Origin of the sequence: Tepidimicrobium xylanilyticum (assembly GCF_900106765.1) — a bacterium.
GTDB classification, from domain to species: Bacteria; Bacillota; Clostridia; order Tissierellales; family Tepidimicrobiaceae; genus Tepidimicrobium; species Tepidimicrobium xylanilyticum.
Genome location: NZ_FNNG01000004.1, coordinates 136,693 through 157,101, shown reverse-complemented (window position 1 = coordinate 157,101; position 20,409 = coordinate 136,693). Strand labels below are relative to the sequence as shown.

General features: G+C 34.5%; 16 protein-coding genes. All 16 read left to right on the top strand.

The window, feature by feature from the left end; translation table 11 throughout:
- The first annotated feature begins 12 nt into the window (after positions 1–12).
- The 16 genes from BLV68_RS06370 to amrS all read left to right on the top strand — a co-directional run bounded on the left by BLV68_RS06370 (position 13) and on the right by amrS (position 20,386).
- Positions 13–4,335, top strand: coding sequence for a DUF5018 domain-containing protein (locus BLV68_RS06370; protein ID WP_093751990.1), 4,323 nt, complete (start codon positions 13–15; stop codon positions 4,333–4,335).
- 21 nt (positions 4,336–4,356) lie between these two features.
- On the top strand, positions 4,357–7,824 hold the full coding sequence (locus BLV68_RS06365; protein ID WP_093751988.1) for an InlB B-repeat-containing protein: 3,468 nt from the start codon (positions 4,357–4,359) through the stop codon (positions 7,822–7,824).
- Between the two features lie 94 nt (positions 7,825–7,918).
- On the top strand, positions 7,919–8,935 hold the full coding sequence (locus BLV68_RS06360) for a prenyltransferase/squalene oxidase repeat-containing protein (RefSeq protein ID WP_093751986.1): 1,017 nt from the start codon (positions 7,919–7,921) through the stop codon (positions 8,933–8,935).
- A 16-nt stretch (positions 8,936–8,951) separates the two neighbouring features.
- A complete protein-coding gene (locus BLV68_RS06355) occupies positions 8,952–9,635 on the top strand; it encodes a DUF4430 domain-containing protein (protein ID WP_234949849.1) in 684 nt (227 codons plus the stop codon).
- Positions 9,632–10,522, top strand: a complete 891-nt coding sequence (locus tag BLV68_RS06350) for an energy-coupling factor transporter transmembrane component T (RefSeq protein ID WP_093751981.1) — start codon at positions 9,632–9,634, stop codon at positions 10,520–10,522. Before BLV68_RS06355 ends, BLV68_RS06350 begins: the two co-directional genes overlap by 4 nt.
- Entirely contained in the window at positions 10,495–12,132 is a 1,638-nt protein-coding gene (locus BLV68_RS06345) for an ABC transporter ATP-binding protein (RefSeq protein ID WP_093751979.1), read from the top strand. The genes BLV68_RS06350 and BLV68_RS06345 overlap by 28 nt, the downstream gene beginning before the upstream one ends.
- Complete coding sequence (locus tag BLV68_RS06340) at positions 12,102–12,833, top strand: ECF transporter S component (RefSeq protein WP_093751977.1); 732 nt, start codon at positions 12,102–12,104, stop codon at positions 12,831–12,833. The genes BLV68_RS06345 and BLV68_RS06340 overlap by 31 nt, the downstream gene beginning before the upstream one ends.
- Before the next feature lie 301 nt (positions 12,834–13,134).
- Positions 13,135–14,547, top strand: a complete 1,413-nt coding sequence (nhaC, locus tag BLV68_RS06335; RefSeq protein ID WP_093751975.1) for a Na+/H+ antiporter NhaC — start codon at positions 13,135–13,137, stop codon at positions 14,545–14,547.
- 209 nt (positions 14,548–14,756) lie between these two features.
- Positions 14,757–15,581 (top strand): Mrp/NBP35 family ATP-binding protein, encoded by an 825-nt coding sequence (locus tag BLV68_RS06330; protein WP_093751973.1) that lies wholly within the window; start codon positions 14,757–14,759, stop codon positions 15,579–15,581.
- 20 nt (positions 15,582–15,601) lie between these two features.
- Positions 15,602–16,036, top strand: a complete 435-nt coding sequence (locus BLV68_RS06325) for a DUF134 domain-containing protein (protein ID WP_093751971.1) — start codon at positions 15,602–15,604, stop codon at positions 16,034–16,036.
- 57 nt (positions 16,037–16,093) lie between these two features.
- A complete protein-coding gene (locus BLV68_RS06320) occupies positions 16,094–16,369 on the top strand; it encodes a DUF2508 family protein (protein WP_093751969.1) in 276 nt (91 codons plus the stop codon).
- Between the two features lie 58 nt (positions 16,370–16,427).
- Positions 16,428–16,688, top strand: a complete 261-nt coding sequence (locus BLV68_RS06315) for a pro-sigmaK processing inhibitor BofA family protein (RefSeq protein ID WP_093751967.1) — start codon at positions 16,428–16,430, stop codon at positions 16,686–16,688.
- A 79-nt stretch (positions 16,689–16,767) separates the two neighbouring features.
- Positions 16,768–17,406 (top strand): 50S ribosomal protein L25, encoded by a 639-nt coding sequence (locus tag BLV68_RS06310; RefSeq protein ID WP_093751965.1) that lies wholly within the window; start codon positions 16,768–16,770, stop codon positions 17,404–17,406.
- Between the two features lie 105 nt (positions 17,407–17,511).
- The gene (locus BLV68_RS06305) at positions 17,512–17,997 is read left to right on the top strand and encodes a hypothetical protein (protein ID WP_093751963.1); all 486 of its coding nucleotides are present in this window, start codon (positions 17,512–17,514) and stop codon (positions 17,995–17,997) included.
- Positions 17,990–19,399: an AmmeMemoRadiSam system protein A gene (amrA, locus tag BLV68_RS06300; RefSeq protein WP_093751961.1), complete on the top strand. Its 1,410-nt coding sequence runs from the start codon at positions 17,990–17,992 to the stop codon at positions 19,397–19,399. The genes BLV68_RS06305 and amrA overlap by 8 nt, the downstream gene beginning before the upstream one ends.
- Positions 19,400–19,411: 12 nt before the next feature.
- Positions 19,412–20,386 (top strand): AmmeMemoRadiSam system radical SAM enzyme, encoded by a 975-nt coding sequence (gene amrS / locus BLV68_RS06295; RefSeq protein WP_093751959.1) that lies wholly within the window; start codon positions 19,412–19,414, stop codon positions 20,384–20,386.
- Positions 20,387–20,409: the final 23 nt, after the last annotated feature.

Genomic DNA, 20,409 nt, shown 5'->3' with positions numbered 1-20,409 from the left:
AGGGAGATTCATATGAAAAAAAGCCTAAAACTAAGAAGAATATTAAGCTTTCTTTTAGCAATTACGATTTTACTTTCAACTGGAAGTTTTGCTTTTGCTCATGATAGGAAATTTGAGTGGAAGGCTTATGTTTTTCAGAGGATATTCTCTAAGGAACATTTTTATCCAGGCACGATTATGCCCAAGAATATTTTAAATGATACTTTAGTGGGAAAATATATCAAATATACTACCTTTGTTCCTCTAAATGTTAAAGAGGCTACTATTACAAAAGCAGAAACAAGGGCCTGGAATATAATGGAGGACAGATTTAGTAACCCCCCATTGGGAGAACTTGTACCAGATGGAAAAAAACATAACTATGAATTACCAGTAAAGCATCTATATAAATTTACCTATGATAATGATACTAGGGAAGACTTCATGCCTGCATGGTTTATGGAAAATTACGATAGAAGTCAAAGGGTAGACCCTAAAGAAGTAGATGATTTAAAAGATGACTTTATAAAAGCATTAAATAGACTTCAAGGATTAGCAGATGCAATAGAAAATCAAGGAGTGCCTAAAAAGGCAGGAGACTATCATCCTACTTTGAGGGCCTATGCCTTAAATGCAATTAGAGAATGGAAGCAGATGCTTTTAGATAATTGGAGATTACCAGAATCAGGGTTTGATATATATCTATCCAGGGCCAAAATAGAAGCATCTATCCCGCTGCTCTATGATATTGTAGATTACGTAGAATCCCATAGGATAAATGAGGCAGAGATATTGGATTTTAGAATAGGTGAATATGCAGGGATTATTGATAGGGAAAATTCTTTAGTTAACATATACATTCCAAAGGATATGGAATTAGATGAATCACAGATTAAGATAGCAACCCCTGACTGGGTGGTAGCAAGGCATAAATCAGGGAATTTAAAAACAGATGGAGAAGCAATCTATTCAGTAAAGCCCATTGATGCCATACATGAAAAATACCTCGATTATTATGGTATAAAAGATTATAGCCACTTGGAAAGAGAATGGATAGTAAAGATACTGCCCGAGGAACCTGACCCACTAGTAAATTCGCTAATCTATACGAGTAAATATGGGGAAAGAATATATGGAAAGATAAATGGAGATACCATAGATTTAGAAATACCCTTTGAAGTTGATCTAAAAAATTTATCTTTAGATTTATTCCATACAGGCACATCTGCTTATTATATAGATGAAAAAGGCAGTCAAATCCCAATAACAGTTGACCAAACTATAAATGCAGAGGAAATAAAAAAAATAAAAGTAGTAAATAAGGAGCTAGAAAAAATTTACAATCTCAATATCAGTTTTAGAAAGTCTAGTCACAATGAAATTATTTATTTTAGTATAGGTGATTATGTAGCTGACATAGACCATGAAAAGGGAAAGATTCTTATAGAAGTACCTTATGGTTCAGATATTTCCGCACTAAGGCCCTATATCAAGGTTGATTATAGAGCTAAAATAATACCAGATTCAGGAGAGGAACAGGACCTTACAAAACCTGTGACATATAAAGTAATATCTGAGTCAGGAGCTACTAAGGAATATGAGGTAGCGGTAATTATTGGGGAAGCTTCTTCGGAAAATGAAATCCTGTCCTTTAGGGTGGGGACTATAGAAGGCAAAATAGAAGGAAATGATATTGTTGTAGAGGTTCCTTCATCTATTGATTTAAAAAAGGTAAAACCCTTTATTGAAGTTTCTCCAAATGCAAAAGTAGAACCTGCCAGCTTTGAAGAAGTGGACTTTTCCAAAGGGCCCGTCGATTATACAGTAACCGCTGAAAACGGAGACCAGAAAACCTATAAAGTTTATGTAAGATATAGTGACAAAGCAAAAGTAGGCCCCAGTGAAGAATATATGAATATGCTCAAGAAGCTGAGGGACAACATATATGCTAAATATAAAAAAGAAGCTACTTCGGAAGACTGGGAATGGATGAATATAGGCTTTTATGAGGGAAAAAATAACGGATTCCCTGATGGAATAAGAAAAACATATGAAGATTTGCCTGAAAGATTTGATATGTATAAGGAAATAGGAGAACTATCCAGCTCTAAGATTACGGATTTTGCTAGATTTGCTATGACTTTAACTGCTTTGGGAATAGATGCTTCCAATCTGGAACCATTTAAAATTAATGATAAGCCCTTTAGGACAGACTTAAACAGACCTTTTGGAAAAGAGGTTAACAATATAATGGAGATGCTGTATAACGAAAATCTTGGTGGCATAAATGGGGCGGCTTTTTCCCTTATAGCACTGGACATGGGGAATTATTCTATACCTGCTGATTCGGTTTTAAAAAGGGAAGATTATATTGAATTTCTATTAGATCATGAATACGGTTCTGATAGATTTGGGATTGACATGGTGGCCATGTTGATGCAGGCCTTATATCCATATCAAAATCATCCCATTTATGGGGAAAGAGTAATGGAGAAATTAGAAGAAGGGGTAGAATTGTTTACAGGTTCTAAATCAGCCAAAGGGGTAGAGCCTTTAAGTGATGATTTTTTAGGGATTTCATGGGGTGATGCAAATAGTGAATCCACATCTCAAGTTATAATTGCCCTCTGTTCCATGGGAATAGATCCTTTTTCCGACTATAGATTTTCCAGAGGACCAGAAGATAATATGATAGTCAATTGGATAAAGAAATTTGTAACCCCTGCTATAGACGGATTTGGACATACCAATAATACTTACAATTTCATGGCAACCTACCAAGGCATGTATGCATTGCAGTGGTATATTAATTTCGTAGAAAATGGAGGAAAACCCTACTCCTTATACTATGACGGAGTGCCCTTTGATTTTAGCAAGGAATTTAGCAAAGATACAGAAATTATAAGATTTGAGCTGTTGGGTAAAAACGGCATCATAGACCATGAACTAGGCATTATTACAGTGGAGCTGCCAGGAGAAATATCAGATGAAGAATTAAAAAATATAATACCTATAATAGAAATCCCCAGAGGTGCAACCATATCCCCAAGTGCGGAGGAGAAACAGGATTTTTCAAAAGATGTAGAATATGTGGTAACAGCAGAAGATGGTATAACCACAAAAAAATATTGGGTCAAAATAGAAAGGAAAGAAGGGGTAAAGAGCGGGAAAAAAGACATATTGGCTGGCAAGGTGATAGGTTTTTCAGATGCCAAAGTCTATATAGATAATCAAAAGGGAATTGTTAATATAGAGCTTCCAATTGACACTGATGAATATGAATTAAAAAATCTTATAGTATCCTTTAATCACCAAGGGGTAAGTATATCTCCTGATGAAACTGAACCGCAAGATTTTACTAAAGGAGCAGTTATATATACAGTAACGGCAGAAGATGGGACTCAAAGAGAATATAGGGTAATGGTTATTATAAAACAAGAAGCAAGTTATAGATTTACAAAATTTGTACTAAGAGGTGTAGAAGGCCATATAGATGTAAGAAAGCAATCTATTGATTTTAAATTTCCCTTTGGAACCTATTTAGAGGAAGTTTTCATAAATGAAGCGGAGTTTGAACCAAAGGACAGCACTACTTCTATAAGTCCTGGATTAAAAGAGCCAGCTGACTTTAGCCAAAGAAAAAAGGTGCAGATCATTCCATATCCATTGCCACCAGATGGTCCCATAGAATACGACTTAAATATAGAATATGTATCTCCAGCGGGGAATAGCAGGATTGAAAAATTTTCAGTAGCTGGTGTTGAAGCTGATATAATAGGCAATACCATTAAACTAACACTTCCAAAGGGGCTGGATAAATTTGATGTTGAAGATTTAGTTCCAGACATTGAATGGACTGGAAAGACTATAGATCCAGAACCAAATAAAGAAAGCAATTCTTTAAAAGATTATTATAAGGACTATATATTAACAGATGATGATGGAAATGTAAATCTGTATACAGTAAAAATAATTAGTTCAGGTCAAGAAGAACCCAAAAATGAAGATGATAGCAATAAAGATGGCAAAGACGAGATGAAAATAGAATCCTTTAAAATAAAAGGTATAGAAGGGGAAATAGATGATAATAATGGAAGGATATATATAGAGCTTCCCTATGAACTGGATTTACGAAATGTATCTCCTATTATTGAAACATCTAAGGGAAGTAATGTATATCCAAGTTCAGGACAAGTATTGGATTTAAGATACGATAACAAATTTATTCTATCCGATGGAAAGAAAACCAAGGTCTACACTTTGATTATAAGGGTTTTAGAGCCAAAACCTGCCACAAAACTCTGGAGATATTTGGAAGAATTCATTGAAACAGAGGATTATCAGGTGGTATATTAGGTAAAGAAAAGGGGGAGGTATATGAAAAGACTAATTAAAGTGATATTAGTACTTACCTTGGTGCTTGTAAGTATGATGAACATTAATTGTGTTGGGCCTTCATATGCTGAGTCAATAGATGCAGATAAGTATATAGTTGATATTAAGATAGTGGATATATCTGGAGAAAGAGCAGCCAAATTTTTTAATGGCTATGAGCTTATAGATAATAAAATAATTTTAAAGATTACTGAAAATGCTTATTTTGATGCTTTTCGTATTCCTAATAGGGGATATCATTTAAAATATTCCAAACTAATAATAGAAACAGCCAATATTGAAAGGATAAAGGTTAATAATCCAGCAGTGCGTGTAGCTGGAGGAGTAGAATATAGAGGAGTAGAGAATCTTGATAAGACAGCGGCTGAGTGGGAAGCAGGGATTCCTTTTGTAGATATGGGATTCATGCATCCAACAGCGGGGGGGCAGGTTGTATTCGATAAAGATGCCCCACCTATATTTACATTTGTAACAGATGAAGGGTCTGAATTTATGATGACTTGGGAGGCCATAAAAGTAGAAGAAGAACCAAGGCTGAAATTAACAGTAAAGCCTGAAGCAGGCACATCTGTATCCTGTGATCCAACTGTAAAAGCAGGGTTTACAGATGGAGAAAACTATAAGGAGTTGAAAATCGGAGATAGAGTTAGTGTTACAGCATATGACGGATATAAAAGTTTTTTTAGCAAGTGGAATATATCAGGTATGGATGATAATAAATTTAAAGAATTATTTGGAGAAGAAATAACCACTAGGGATATTGAATTTGAAATAACCAAAGAGATTTTTGATATAGCAAAAGATAATAAATTAACCATTGAAGCGATCTATTATAATTATACCGTAATAGATACTACTGAAACAAGCCAGGAACAAGGTGAAGTAGTTACTAAAGTTTTAAATAGAAATATAAAAGCAGAAGACGGCTTCCCCCTTGCGTATAGAAGTGATGATATAGAATTTAGGGCAGTACCTAAGGAAGACTATGCTTTTGACAGATGGGAATTTATGCCTCCTGGTGTTGTTGGAGAAAATACCCTGAATCCTTATGTGAATTTAAACAAGCCCATTATTAAAATAAAACTTCCTAATATGGTAGTAGACGCTATGGATCACAAAGCCAACTACCACCTTAGAGTTAAGGCAGTTTTTAAGGAGAAACCACGAGCAATTGAAAGAATATATGATTTTGATGATGTGGAATATATCCAAGGATATGATAAATATGAATTGCCTGAAACAGTAAAGGTTAAATATGATGATGGACAGGAAGGATATGAAATCGTAAGCTGGGATAAAGCGATAGAAGATGCAGTATTGGGGGAAAATATTTTTACAGGTACGGTTTCAGGAACAGATCAAACCGTATCACTCAAGGTTACTATAAGAAAAATTAGAGGGATCAAGGAAGAGGATAAGGTTCAAGAAGTTACAGTATATGTGGATAGTTTTGGGGGTTATTTGGTCTATAGATTGCCAAAAACTGCAAGAGTAATACTAGACGACAATAGTGAGAGAATTGTAAATATTGGGAAATGGGAAGGTAATGATGTATATCTAAGTGATTGTTTTATTTACAATAAACATGGGATCTACGAAGCAGAGGGCATAATAGAAGGTTTTGATGAAAGAATTAAATTCATACTAAATGTAAAGAAAGAATCAGAGAAAGACAAAATTATGGTTGAATTCAACACCAATGGTGGCAGTGCTATATCATCAATTGAGGTAGAAAAGGGCCAAAGGATTGCAAAACCGGAAGATCCAGTAAAAGCAGGATTTAAGTTTGCAGGGTGGTATATTGATGAAGAATTAAGGGAAGAGTTCGACTTTAATAGACCAATTACAGAAAACATAACCCTATATGCAAAATGGGAAAAAGATATTTCTACAGAGGAACCGCTGAAAATAACTTCTGTGGAATTGATTAAAGATGGGAAAACAATAGCAACAGGGGTTATGAAGGGTCAAAAAATAACACTAAAACTTCCAAAGGGTTATGATGAATCCATCATAGATGGACAGCATTTTCTCAAAATAACTGGTACGGAAGGGGCCTTTCTTAGACAAGAAAGGGGATACGATGGGCCAATAGAAAAATGGGCTGCAGGAATTATATCCAACAGTATTATGGCTGAACAATCTGAAAAGTTTACTATATATAGAGATAATAAATCTGTAGAGTATATTATAGAAATAATAGCAGAAGCAAATGAGGTGCTGGAGTATACCGTAATCTTTAATACCATGGGTGGAAGTGTAATTCCCCCTATAAAAGTTAAAGAAGGGGAAACAGTACCAATACCAAAGGAACCAACAAAGGAAGGCTATAAATTTGTGGGATGGTACAAAGATGTACTCTACAGATATGAATACGATTTTAATACAATAATAAAAGACGATATGGAACTATTCGCCAAATGGGAAAAATCAGACAATTCCCCAAAGCTGGAAGAAAAGCAAGAGCCAAGGATTACCAGTTTCAGCCTACTAGGAATACCTGGAGCTATTAATCATAGTAAAGAAACTATAAATGTATATTTGCCATTTTATATGGACTTAGAATATTTAGTTCCAGAGATAAAATATGAAGGGGATGAAATTTATCCAGACATTGGCATGCCTCAAAACTTTAATAAAACTGTTTACTATACAGTATCAGTAAAAGGCTATGGTTCTAAAACCTATAAAGTTTATGTAGATGTGCCAAGGGAACGTGATAGGTACGATAGACGAGACAGGCATATTTATTATGAACCTGAGAATTGGTATAGATCTTTACCAAGGAGCAGTAGTGGAGATAAAGACAGTAAAGATTGGTATGAAATAAGCCAAGAAATTAAAAAGAAGAGGTTAGAAGAAGAAAGGCCTTCATTAACTAGCCAGAAAGTTAGAACCATTGCTTTTAATGAAGCAGGACGGATTACAGCCCAAAGCGGAAGTGCCAAGAGGGACTTATCTATTATTCAAGGGAATGATCATGTAGAAATAAAATTAATTCCTATGGATCAAAATGATAATATAAAAAACCAAATTAACATTCCTGCAGAGGTATTAACTAATCTTAATGAATTAGGCTTCGACTATTTAAAATATAGTACAGATTTTATAAAAATTAAAATCTTTCCATTCATGGACAGTGCAGATGGATTGTATCTAAATATTAAACCTGCACCAAGTGAAAAAAATAACGATATACAATCAATTTGGGCTAAAACTAAGGGGGCAGGAAAGGTATTTCAAATTGAAACTAATTCTACCAAAGCTGGCCTTTCCTTTGAAATGAAATTGGACAAGGATTTACCAAGGGAATATATAAGAGTAGTTAAATACAATTATATGAAAAGTAAATTTGAAGACATAAGTCCACATAAATGGTCTGTAATTAACGGACATGTTTATGTAGAACAAGTATCAGACGGAGTGTATGGGATTATCTATAAAAAATAAATGATTTATGAAATGTATTAACTAAAAGGGCTTATATTACTACAGTATTTAAGCCTTTTTAGTTAAATACATAAAAAACGAAAGGAAGGAAAATATGAACTTCAAAAATAAAAAACTATTTCTCCTAATATTGATAATAATTTTATCTCTACATTTATTTGCCTGCAGTAGTAGCAATAAAGCAGGTGTTGATTTAGATAAGCAAATAGAAGAAACAGCCAACCTTATGGTTAAAATGGTAACAGATCCTACAGTTTCTTCTTTAGGCGGGGAATGGACAGTATTTTCTTTAGCCCGTTCAGATTTAGATATAGATAAGGCCTATTTTGAAAAATACTACCAAAACCTGGTACAGGCCTTAAAGGAAAAGGATGGTATATTGCATGATAGAAAATACACTGAGTATTCTAGAGTGATATTAGCCTTAACAGCTATAGGTAAAGATCCTACAGATGTGGAAGGCTATAATTTGCTAGAGGCATTAGGAGACTATGAAAAGGTTATATATCAGGGCATAAATGGCCCTGCCTTTGCCCTTATAGCCTTAGATTCCAAGAATTATGAAATACCCTATAATCCAAATGCAAATATTCAAGGTACTAGAGATATGTATATAGAATATATATTAGAGCATCAATTAAGGGATGGAGGATTTTCCTTATTAGGAGAGGAACCATCAGATCCAGATGTAACAGCCATGGTATTACAAGCCTTGTCTAAATATAAAGAAAAACCAGAAGTAGAAGAGGCCATAGGAAAGGCTTTGGACTATCTATCCAGCATTCAGTTAGAAGATGGAGGCTATTCAAGCTGGGGCTCTGCCAATTCCGAATCTGTAGTTCAAGTAATAGTAGCCCTTACAGAGTTAGCCATAGACCCAGATGACGAAAGATTTGTAAAAGGAGGCAATTCCTTAATGGACAACTTGCTAACCTTTTATTTAGATGGTGGAGGTTTCATGCATATAAAAGAAGGGACTAAAGAAAATGGTGGAGGGCAGGCAGGTACATTAGACCTTATGGCAACAGATCAAGGATTGTATGCGCTAATAGCATATAAAAGATATAAAGACGGGAAAAACAGCTTATATGATATGACTGATGTTAAATGAAAGTGGTGGCTATATCATGAAAAATATAAAGATAAAAATAGCCTTTGTAATAGCAGTTATATTGGTTATTTCATTTTTTCTAAGTGGAAAAAATGAAATAGTCCCTTTAGGTTCAGAACAATTAAAAAATCCAGATATAGAAGGCGAAAGTCAAGTAAAAATAATAGCTGAAGATAATAAAAATAAGGGAGAAAAAGACAAATACCTTACGGATCCAGTTCCTGAGGGCAAACCTAAACCAGTAGAATGGCAGGATGTGGTTATAAATAAAGAAAAAGAGCTAACTATAACTTTATCTGTAACTTGCAAAACTATATTTGACAATTTAGATAAATTTAATAAGGATAAGCTAGAAGTATTGCCAGAAGACGGGGTTATATATCCTGCTCAGGAAGTGGTCTGCTATGAAGGAGAATCTGTATTCGATGTTTTATTAAGGGAGATGCTAAAGAATAAAATCCATATGGAATTTGTCATGGTCCCAATGTATAATAGCCATTATGTGGAAGGAATTAACAATATTTATGAATTTGACTGTGGCGAGCTAAGCGGTTGGATGTATAGAGTAAATGGCTGGTTTCCAAACTATGGTGCAAGCAGATACCAGTTAAAGGATGGAGATGTGGTAGAGTGGATATATACTTGTGACCTAGGAAGGGATATAGAGGGACAAGATGCCACTTTTGGAGGCGAAGAATGATGGACAGTTTTTCTAATTTTCACCCTATAATAAATTTCATGTACTTTTGTGCAGTAATATGCTTCAGTATGTTTTTTATGCATCCCATATTCCAAGTAATAGCTTTTGCGGGGGCCTTTATATATTCAGTAATGTTAAAAGGCAAAAAAGGGCTTAAGTTCAACATATTATATATGCTGCCTATGCTAATATTCATGACCCTGTTAAATCCAGCCTTCAACCATGAAGGAGTTACCATATTGTTTTATCTAAAAAATGGCAATCCAATAACCTTGGAATCTATTATCTATGGTGTGGCAACAGCTCTAATGTTCGTAACGGTATTATTATGGTTTTCTTGTTACAATGCAGTCATGACATCGGATAAATTTATATATATTTTTGGCAGAATCATACCAACCTTATCCCTAATAATATCAATGGTACTTCGCTTTGTTCCAAGATACATAGCACAGATAAAGGAAATATCCTATGCTCAAAAATGTATTGGAAGGGATTTCTCACAAGGAAATATTATCAAAAGGGCAAAAAATGGCATGAAAATTCTATCCATCATGACCACATGGGCCTTGGAAAATGCCATTGAAACAGCTAACTCCATGAAGTCCAGAGGCTATGGCTTACTTGGCAGAACTAGCTTCTCTATATTTCGTTTTGATAATAGGGACAAGATAGTTCTTGTTATTTTGATATGCTTAACTGCCATTATATTAGCAGGTGCATTAATGGGGCAGAATACTATCAGATTCTTCCCATCAATTAAGTTTGTAGATATCTCACTTTTTAGTATTTTTCTATATATATCCTATCTTATATTATGTATGTTACCAGTTATCATCAATATAGTGGAGGAAATGAAATGGAAGCGTATAGAATCGAAAATTTGAGCTTTTCTTATCCTCAAACGGATAAAAAGGCTCTTTTAAATATTAGTATTAGCATAGAAAGTGGGGAATTCATAACCCTATGTGGAAAAACCGGTTCTGGAAAGAGTACATTATTAAAGCAATTAAAATCTATACTTACTCCTTATGGGAAAAGGGAGGGGGCAATATATTTTTTTGGGCAGCCCCTAGAAGAGGTAGATGAACGGGAACAGGCTTTTCAAATAGGTTATGTGTTTCAAAGCCCAGATAATCAAATAGTTACAGATAAGGTTTGGCATGAGCTGGCTTTTGGGCTTGAAAGCCTAGGATATGATAGTAATACTATACGCCTTCGTGTAGCTGAGATGGCTAGTTTCTTTGGTATACAAAATTGGTTTTATAAGAATGTTACAGAACTTTCAGGAGGCCAAAAGCAAATATTAAACTTAGCAAGCATCATGCCCCTAGACCCTAGAGTACTGATACTAGATGAACCAACTTCACAGCTAGACCCTATTGCAGCCTCTGATTTTCTGAATATGCTTAAAAAGATAAACAGGGATCTGGGAATCACCATTATAATGACAGAACATAGGCTCGAAGAGGTTATACCTATTTCAGATAGGCTGGTGGTATTGGATGAGGGTAAAATAATCGTAGAAGGTTCTCCTTCATATGTAGGCAAGAGACTATATGAAATGGACCACCCTATGTTTTTAGCCATGACAACAGCAATGCAAGTCCATGCCAGTGTGACAAACAGCAGTACCTACCCTATTACCATCAATGAAGGAAGAAAATGGATAGATGAGATTGCTATTGGGAAAAAAGTAATAATGACTTACCCAGAACCCCAGCCAAGACCTAATAAGAAGGTAATAGAATTAAAAGATGTATGGTTTAGATATGAAAGGAATTCACCTGATGTTATTAAGGGATTATCTTTAGATATTAGGGAAGGGGAGTTTTATTCTATTGTAGGAGGTAATGGAACAGGAAAAACTACTGCCTTATCTTTAATGAATGGGATAAACAAGCCCTATAGAGGAAAAATCACAATCAGTGAAAAGAATACTGTAACACTTCCTCAAAATCCACAAAATTTATTTGTAGAAAAGACCGTAGAATCAGATTTATATGAAATGTTATCGGATATGAAATTAACTCAAGAAGAAAAAGGAAATAGGCTTGATAAAATTATAGAAATAACGGAAATAGAAGATTTGCTTTCAATGCATCCATATGATCTAAGCGGAGGAGAGCAGCAGAGAGTAGCCTTAGCCAAGGTTTTGTTACTAGAACCTAAAATACTGCTTCTTGATGAACCTACTAAAGGTTTGGATAATTTTTTCAAGGACAAGCTTGCAAAGATACTTAAAGAACTAACTAATAAAGGTGTAACCATAGTCATGGTATCCCATGATATTGAATTCTGTGCAAAATATTCAGATTATTGTGCCCTATTCTTTGATGGGAATATTATTACCTCCAATACCACGAGGGAATTTTTTTCAGGAAATAGCTTTTATACAACTGCAGCAAACCGCATGGTGAGGCACCTGTGTAAGGATGCAGTAACAATAGAGGATGTGATTGCTTTATGCAAAGAAGGATTAAGGGCAGGCATTTAAATCATAGAAATGTTGTATCAGTTTTATTAATAATATTTGTTATTCCTGCCACTATTTTATTTGGCATATTTTATTTAAAAGACAGAAAGTACTATTTTATAAGCCTTGTGATCGTGTTGTATACAATGCTTCCCTTCTTCATGATATTTGAGAATAGAAATCCCAAAGTTAGGGAGATAGTAATTATTGCAGTGCTGTCAGCCATTGCTGTAGCAGGAAGAGCAGCTTTTTTTATGCTGCCTCAATTTAAGCCTGTTGTGGCCATAGTCATAATAACCGGAGTTACTTTGGGGGCAGAATCAGGTTTTCTAGTAGGGGCCATAACAGGATTTGTATCAAATTTTTTCTTTGGGCAAGGTCCATGGACTCCATGGCAGATGTTTTGCTTTGGAATTATTGGTTTTTTAGCAGGCATATTATTCCAAAAAGGCTTATTAAAAAGGGATAGATTATCCTTATGTATTTTTGGTGGTTTATCTACATTTTTCATATATGGAGGCATTATTAATATAGGAAGTCTTTTGATTTTTACACCTAAATTTTCGCTGAGGGCGTTAGTAGCTACTTATATATCAGGCTTTTGGTTTGACTTAGCTCATTCCATAGCAACAGTAGTATTTCTATTTGTATTGTCACAGCCTATGATAGAAAAGATAGATAGAGTAAAAATTAAATATGGTATAATGGATAAGGAAAAATGAATAAAGCGGTTTAAAATGCTGGACTAATTTAAGCCTTGTGAGGTTAAAAATGTTGGAGTGCATGGAATATGCACTCTGACATTTTTTGTATAGGCATCTTTTTAGAAAGTGTAAAATTTAATATTATTGTCATATATTATAAATTGTCTTGCTATTTATACTTATGATATAATAAGTACAAATTGCTTTTATTGTAAAATAATTAAAAATTTTCAAACTATAGTTAAGTGAGCTATTTATTCAGTTTAAATCATATTTTTTAGTAAGAGCCTTAAGGAAATTTAAAAAGGGAGGACTTGTTATGAAAGCTCGTAAACCTTATATTTACGAAGCGATTATTACATTTTTGTTTTTGATTTTAGTAATGGGAACAGGAATTGCCAAATTTGAAGCAGATCCCCATATTCCCATGTTAATTGGAGCAGCTTTTGCAGCATTAATGGCTTTAAGACTTGGATACAAATGGAGGGATATAGAACAGGGAATGATTGAAGGGATTACACAGGCACTTCAGTCGGTTATGATTTTGGCTATTATAGGCGTATTGATTGGCGTTTGGTTGTTATCAGGTGTAGTGCCTGCAATGATTTATTATGGTTTGAATATTTTAAAGCCATCAATATTTTTAGTAGCCACACTTTTAATTTGTTCAATTACATCGTTAGCAACAGGAACTTCCTGGGGAACAGCGGGAACCATAGGCATTGCTTTAATGGGGGTAGCTAAAGGATTAGGTATTCCTGCACCTATTGCAGCAGGTGCTATTATTTCTGGAGCATACTTTGGAGACAAGATATCTCCTCTTTCCGATACAACCAACTTAGCACCAGCTATGGCAGGTACAGATGTATTTACCCATGTTAAGTTTATGGTTAAAAGTAATGCAATTACCTATATAATAACTATAATAGTTTATCTAATGGTTGGATTTAGATTTGCTGGAAAAAGTGTAGACCTTTCTGCCATTACGAAAATCCAAAATGGTTTAGCCGAAAGCTTTAATTTGTCCCCTATACTATTATTACCACCTATTGTGGTTATAATTTTAGTGGCTAAAAAGATGCCAGCTATACCTGGAATATTTATAGGGGTTATATTGGGGATGATTTTTGCACCCATTTTCCAGGGAGCTAATTTAGGGGATATACTATCTGCAGGATTTAGTGGCTATGTAAGTGAAACGGGAGTAGAAGCTGTGGATGAGCTTCTAACAGCTGGTGGTCTAGAAAATATGATGTATTCAATATCCCTTACAATCATAGCTATGATGTTTGGTGGCATAATGGAAAAAACAGGGCAGTTAGAGGTAATAGTAAATGCCCTATTAAAACGAATAAAGAGCGTGGGAGGACTTGTTGCACTTACAACTGCAACTTCCATTACAAGTAATATTACAATGCCAGAACAATATATATCTATTGTTGTCCCAGGCAGAATGTATGCCAAGGCATATAAGGACAAAGGATTACATCCAAAAACCCTATCCAATGTTTTAGAATCTGCTGGAACATTAACTTCACCATTAGTACCATGGAATACTTGTGGAGCATTTCTATATAATGTATTGGGGGTATCAGCTATAGCCTATGGTAAATGGGCAATAATGAATTATTTAACCCCTATAGTGGTTATTATATTAGGCTTTATAGGAAGTAAGCTGGTAATTGCTAAGATAGAAGACGACCCAGGAACGGTAGTAGAAACAAGTCATTGATTTATGTTGTATAATTGTAAATAGGGCGGGGCTATTACGACAAAAGTCATGAAAGCCTTTGCTCTATTTTTTTAGCAATAGGACAAGAAAACAAGGAAAGGTTTATTCTCTCGTCATCTTTAAATGATTAAGGTGTTGACATATTATTAAATTGTATTATAAAATTAAATTAGCATATGCCAATTTAATTAAGAGAGGAATGAACGACAATGGCTGATTGCAATAATTGTCCAGCAAAGGATAATTGTACATCCCAAGATATTTGTACTATAAAAAACAATCCTTATAATTTTGTGAAGAATATTATAGGCGTTATGAGTGGTAAGGGAGGAGTAGGAAAGTCCACTATTTCCGCTTTAATTGCAAAGGATTTAAAGAATAAAGGGTATAGAGTAGGGGTTATGGATGCAGATATTACAGGTCCCAGCATTCCAAGATTGTTCCAAATAGAGGATAAAAGAGCTGCAGCTAATGAGAAGGGAATAATACCTATAACCACCAAAGAGGGTATTAAGGTAATATCTTTAAACTTGTTGATGGAGGAAGAGGATAAGCCAGTGATATGGAGAGGGCCTATTTTATCCGGAATAGTACAGCAGTTTTGGACTGATGTATTATGGGAGGAATTAGACTATCTGATTATTGATATGCCACCAGGAACGGGAGATGTGGCATTAACGGTGATGCAATCTATTCCCCTATCTGGTATAATCATGGTATCGGTGCCTCAAGACTTAGTTTCCATGATAGTGGCAAAGGCCATCAATATGACCAAAAAATTGAATATTCCTATATTGGGTATAGTTGAAAATATGAGCTATGTGCTGTGTCCTGATTGCAATAAAAGGATTCAGATATTTGATGGTGAAAATACGGATCAATTCCTAAAGGAATATGGTTTAAGCCTAATTGGAGAACTGCCTATGGTTAAGGATATTGCCAATATATCTGTCAATGGCAATTCAGAGTTGACAGATGAGGTGAGAAATATTTTTGACAGTATCAGCAATAGGATAATTACAACATTGAATTAATTTATCTTTGGAGGATTTATATGTCTAGACCGATTAAATGTAGGAAAGTTAAATTTCTTCCCAATATAGCCTGCTTCATGCCTGAAGGTGGGGGGCAAGGAGAAACTAAGGAGATAATATTAAAGTTAGAGGAACTGGAAGCTATAAGATTAAAGGATTTAGCAGGTTTGTCTCAACAGGAGTGTGCAGATATAATGGAGGTATCTAGGCAGACCTTCCAAAACATTTTAGGAAGAGCTAGAAAGAAAGTGTCAATGGCTTTAATTAAAGGCCTACCCCTTCAAATTCGAGGTGGAGATTTTGCTTTTGAATTCTGCCAATTCAAGTGTAACTCTTGTAATGGTAGCTATAAAATCCATTTTAAAAGGGATAGGTTTAGATGCCCTTTATGTCAGTCGGAAAAAATAGTTTGTTGTAATAAGAATAATAAATGCAATAGGTATTGTGAAAGATAGTATAACCCCCCATGTTTTTGGAAAAAATTAAGATAATAAAATATGGGGGGATTGTTTATGGATAGACCGAAAAGTTATTATAAAGAAAAGACTTATAGGATTTTAGAATATGTAGATATTCTGTCTAATAAGATAAAAGGAAGAAAAAAAACAGAAGAAGAAAAGATGATGGAGAATTTAAAAAGGGCCCATGAAGAATGGAAGAACAAAGAAATCTATTTTCAATGGGTAACAGATCCTGATTTAGTAGACCATGCAATATATGAATTAGAAGCTTCTAAGATTAAATATATTTATCTATTAAAAAAGGTAAGGGAAAGAAATATAAGGTAATATTTTCTTCACTTGTCCCCTATTATATAGTGTATAGATATGATTGAGGGGGGATATAATGGGTATTAACTCAATATTAGCTTTTGCTTTTGGCTTATTTCTATTGTATATTGTGGGTATATTATTAGTGATTCCTATTAGATTAATAGTAAAACTAATAATCAATGGAGTTTTAGGAGGTATTTTATTATTAATCGTCAATCTAATCGGTAGTTTCATAGGAATAAGCATTGCAATAAATCCGTTAACAGCCATAATTGTTGGAATATTTGGTATACCAGGTATTTTATTATTACTTATAATTCAATATATTTTATGATTCTGGCCTTGGATTTGCAAATATTCTTGATATTTGATATAAATATATTAAATAATAAATTTAGCAAGGGGGTAGCAACATGGCAGCAATAAAACTACAAGCAGAGTTAAGGACAGGGGCAGGAAAGAATAGAGCTAATAAAATCCGTAGAGAAGGATTTATACCAGCTGTTGTGTATGGGAAAGAGGAAAAAACAGAACATATTAAAGTTGATCAAAAGGAATTTAATAAAGTCTATAGAACAGCAGGTATTACTACCATGATCGATTTAGAGTTAGACGGCAAGGTATTACCTGTATTGATCAAAGAAGTACAAATCCATCCTTTTAAAAATCAATTTTTACATGCGGACTTCCAGAAAATTAAAATGGATGAAACTATTAGATTGACCATTCCTATTACAATAGTAGGGAAAGACAATATCAGACAAAAAGAAGGAGTACTAGTTCAACAATTAGATGAAATTGAAATTGAATGTTTACCAAAATACATTCCTCAATCGACAGAAGTGGATGTATCGGATATTGATTTCAACAAACCTGTCCTTGTATCAGATCTAAATATTTTCGGGGATGAAAATATAACCATATTTAGAGAAGCAGATGATGTTATAGCTACTCTAGTAGAAACTGCTGGAGCAGAAGCTGAAGAGGAAGAAGATGTGGAAGAAGTAGATGCTAGTGATGTACCAGTAGTTGGAAAAGAAGAGGAAGAATAAAATAGCTTAAATTACCATGAAACAGATAAGCACCTAGATGCTTATCTGTTTTTCTATTTGCTATAATTCGTAAGTTAAATTAAAATAAGGTTAGGGGGAATGTTTATGGAACAATTGATAAAAAGGAAGAAAAAACCCTTTGTTAAATTATTGACTACAATATTAGCCTTTGTAATTTTGGTAGATTTTATCATATTTTTAATAAACCGCTACATTGAAGATCTCTCATCTTATATATCCACTATTTTAACCATATTACTAGTCGTTACAAGCTGTAGCCATATATTGATTAAGTATTTCTCAGACTATCTATACCTAATAGAAGGAAACCAGATTCTATTCTATCGAGTTATAGGGAGGAAGAGGTTTTTGATCCTTAAAATAGGTGAAAACGATTTAATTTCAATAAGACCTTATGATAATGAGGAAAAGTACCATTATAACTTCACTTTTGACAAAAGAGGAGAAGGGGTTTATATGGGAACCTGTGAATCCAATAATAAAAGGTTAAAATTCCTATTTGCCCCCAATGAGCATATGCTGAGTAAGTTGAGGAAAATGGGAAAAACAAGGAGTGAAAAAAATGGGTAAAATACTATCTGCTTATTTATTTCCCCATCCCCCCATTATAATAGAGGAAATAGGTGGGAGAGATAGAGAAAAGGCTATAAAAACCTTAGAAAGCTCCCAAAGCTTAGCTCAGGATATTGCGGAAAAAAGGCCTAGTACCATAATCCTTGTAACACCTCATGGGTCATTATTTAGGGATGCCATATCCATTTCTACAACACCTATCTTAGAAGGCGATTTTAGAGATTTCGGTGCAGCTCATGTAAAATTTAGATTTGAAAACAATCTAGAGATGGTAAAGGATATTATATTTGAAAGTGGTAAGAAAAATATCCCCATTGCCAATGTGAATGAAGATTTGGCTGAAAGCTTTAATATTAGCTTGAAGTTGGACCATGGTACTCTGGTACCCTTATATTTTGTGGATAAAGTATATAGGAATTTCAAACTTATCCACATAACCTACGGCTTATTATCTCCTAAAGAATTATACGTTTTTGGACAGATAATTCAAGATATGGTATTAAAATCGGAGGAAGAGGCATCTTTCATTGCTAGTGGAGACTTATCCCATAAACTATCTCACGATGGTCCCTATTCCTATTCGCCCTATGGGGAAAAGTTCGATAAAGAGATAGTAAACCTTTTGGAAAAAGGAGATTTCAAATCCATCGTATCTTTTGATTTAGATTTAAGCGAACGGGCTGGTGAATGCGGTCTTAGGACATTAATGATTTTATCAGGATTTTTGGATGGATTTAATGTTAAACCAGAAGTGCTATCCTACGAAGGACCCTTTGGAGTGGGCTATTGTAATGCCAAGTTTACAGTATTAGATAGGAAGGAAGGTAAAAACATACTAGAGGAGATAACTAAAATAGAAGAGGAAAAGGTTCTTAAAGCCCGGGCAGGAGAAGATGAATATGTAAAGCTGGCTAGGATGAGCTTGGAACACTACATTAAGTATGGAAAAAGATTAGAAGTTCCTGAAGGGTTGAGTGAGGAATTGCTAAACAATAGAGCTGGGGTTTTCGTAACCTTAAAGAAGAACGGAATGTTAAGAGGCTGCATAGGAACCATAGAACCGACTAAGAAGAATATAGCCATGGAGATAATCGAAAATGCCATTAGTGCTGGTACAAAAGATCCACGTTTTGACCCTGTTGAAGAGGATGAATTACCTCATCTAATATACTCGGTAGATGTGTTGATGAAGCCAGAACCAATATCTTCTATAGAAGAATTGGATGTGGAAAAATACGGGGTAATCGTGTCTAAGGGCTTTAGAAAAGGACTTCTACTTCCCAATATTGAAGGGATAGATACTCCAGAAGAACAGATAAGGATTGCTTTAAATAAAGCCAGTATATCGGAATATGAGGATTATAAAATGGAGCGTTTTAGGGTAATTAGGCATTTTTAAGGGAGGTATATTATGGAGTGTATGTATTATGAAAAGATGGAAGGCTGTAGGGTAAGGTGCCTATTGTGTCCGCATAAATGCGTTATTGAAGATGGCAATATTGGAATATGCCGAGTTAGGAAAAATGAGAATGGAAGCCTTATTTCCTTAAACTATAGAAAGATTACTTCATATGCTTATGACCCTATAGAGAAAAAACCTTTGTACCATTTCTATCCTGGTTCAAATATACTATCCATTGGAAGCTTTGGATGTAATTTAGCCTGCGATTACTGCCAAAACTGGGAAATAGCACATGAAGAATCTCTCAGTATGGCAATAGAAGATGAAGATGTAATTCTATTAGGCAAATCTAGAGGGTCCATCGGAATTGCTTATACTTACAACGAGCCTACTATATCCTTTGAATATGTATATCATATGGCTAAGCTGGCAAGAAGAAATGGGTTAAAGAATGTATTGGTAACAAACGGGTATATAAACGAAGAACCTTTAAAACAGCTACTACCCCATATAGATGCCATGAATATTGATTTAAAATCCATTAAGGATGACTTCTACAAAAAGGTTTGTAGAGGGAAGTTGGAACCTGTACTCAACACCATCCAGCTGGCAGCTAGTAAAACCCATGTGGAGATTACCAATCTAATAGTAGAAGGATTAAATAGTTCCGATGAAGAAATTGAGGAATTGGCTCAATGGATTAAGAGCATAGACAAATCAATACCCATCCATTTGACAAAATACTTTCCAGCCTATAAGATGAAGCTTCCTGAAACTACCTATGATGCTTTAATTAGGGCAAAGGAAATAGCTAGAAAGCATTTGGACTATGTATATATAGGGAATGTTTGGGGGATTGACAATAACACCTACTGTCCTAACTGCCATAATCTTATTGTAGGTAGATATGATAAGGGAGAACTAAGGGGTCTAGAGGATGGGAAATGTCTAAAATGTGGTAATAGGATAAATATCATATATTAAATAATGTCTTATAAGCACAAAGG

Coding starts and splice junctions, on each gene's coding strand:
- BLV68_RS06320 (WP_093751969.1), top strand. CDS start 16,094: ATGGATAGACCGAAAAGTTATTATAAAGAAAAGACTTATAGGATTTTA.
- BLV68_RS06350 (WP_093751981.1), top strand. CDS start 9,632: ATGATGGACAGTTTTTCTAATTTTCACCCTATAATAAATTTCATGTAC.
- BLV68_RS06355 (WP_234949849.1), top strand. CDS start 8,952: ATGAAAAATATAAAGATAAAAATAGCCTTTGTAATAGCAGTTATATTG.
- amrA (WP_093751961.1), top strand. CDS start 17,990: ATGGGTAAAATACTATCTGCTTATTTATTTCCCCATCCCCCCATTATA.
- BLV68_RS06310 (WP_093751965.1), top strand. CDS start 16,768: ATGGCAGCAATAAAACTACAAGCAGAGTTAAGGACAGGGGCAGGAAAG.
- BLV68_RS06330 (WP_093751973.1), top strand. CDS start 14,757: ATGGCTGATTGCAATAATTGTCCAGCAAAGGATAATTGTACATCCCAA.
- BLV68_RS06345 (WP_093751979.1), top strand. CDS start 10,495: ATGGAAGCGTATAGAATCGAAAATTTGAGCTTTTCTTATCCTCAAACG.
- BLV68_RS06365 (WP_093751988.1), top strand. CDS start 4,357: ATGAAAAGACTAATTAAAGTGATATTAGTACTTACCTTGGTGCTTGTA.
- BLV68_RS06315 (WP_093751967.1), top strand. CDS start 16,428: ATGGGTATTAACTCAATATTAGCTTTTGCTTTTGGCTTATTTCTATTG.
- amrS (WP_093751959.1), top strand. CDS start 19,412: ATGGAGTGTATGTATTATGAAAAGATGGAAGGCTGTAGGGTAAGGTGC.
- BLV68_RS06305 (WP_093751963.1), top strand. CDS start 17,512: ATGGAACAATTGATAAAAAGGAAGAAAAAACCCTTTGTTAAATTATTG.
- BLV68_RS06340 (WP_093751977.1), top strand. CDS start 12,102: ATGCAAAGAAGGATTAAGGGCAGGCATTTAAATCATAGAAATGTTGTA.
- BLV68_RS06325 (WP_093751971.1), top strand. CDS start 15,602: ATGTCTAGACCGATTAAATGTAGGAAAGTTAAATTTCTTCCCAATATA.
- BLV68_RS06360 (WP_093751986.1), top strand. CDS start 7,919: ATGAACTTCAAAAATAAAAAACTATTTCTCCTAATATTGATAATAATT.
- nhaC (WP_093751975.1), top strand. CDS start 13,135: ATGAAAGCTCGTAAACCTTATATTTACGAAGCGATTATTACATTTTTG.
- BLV68_RS06370 (WP_093751990.1), top strand. CDS start 13: ATGAAAAAAAGCCTAAAACTAAGAAGAATATTAAGCTTTCTTTTAGCA.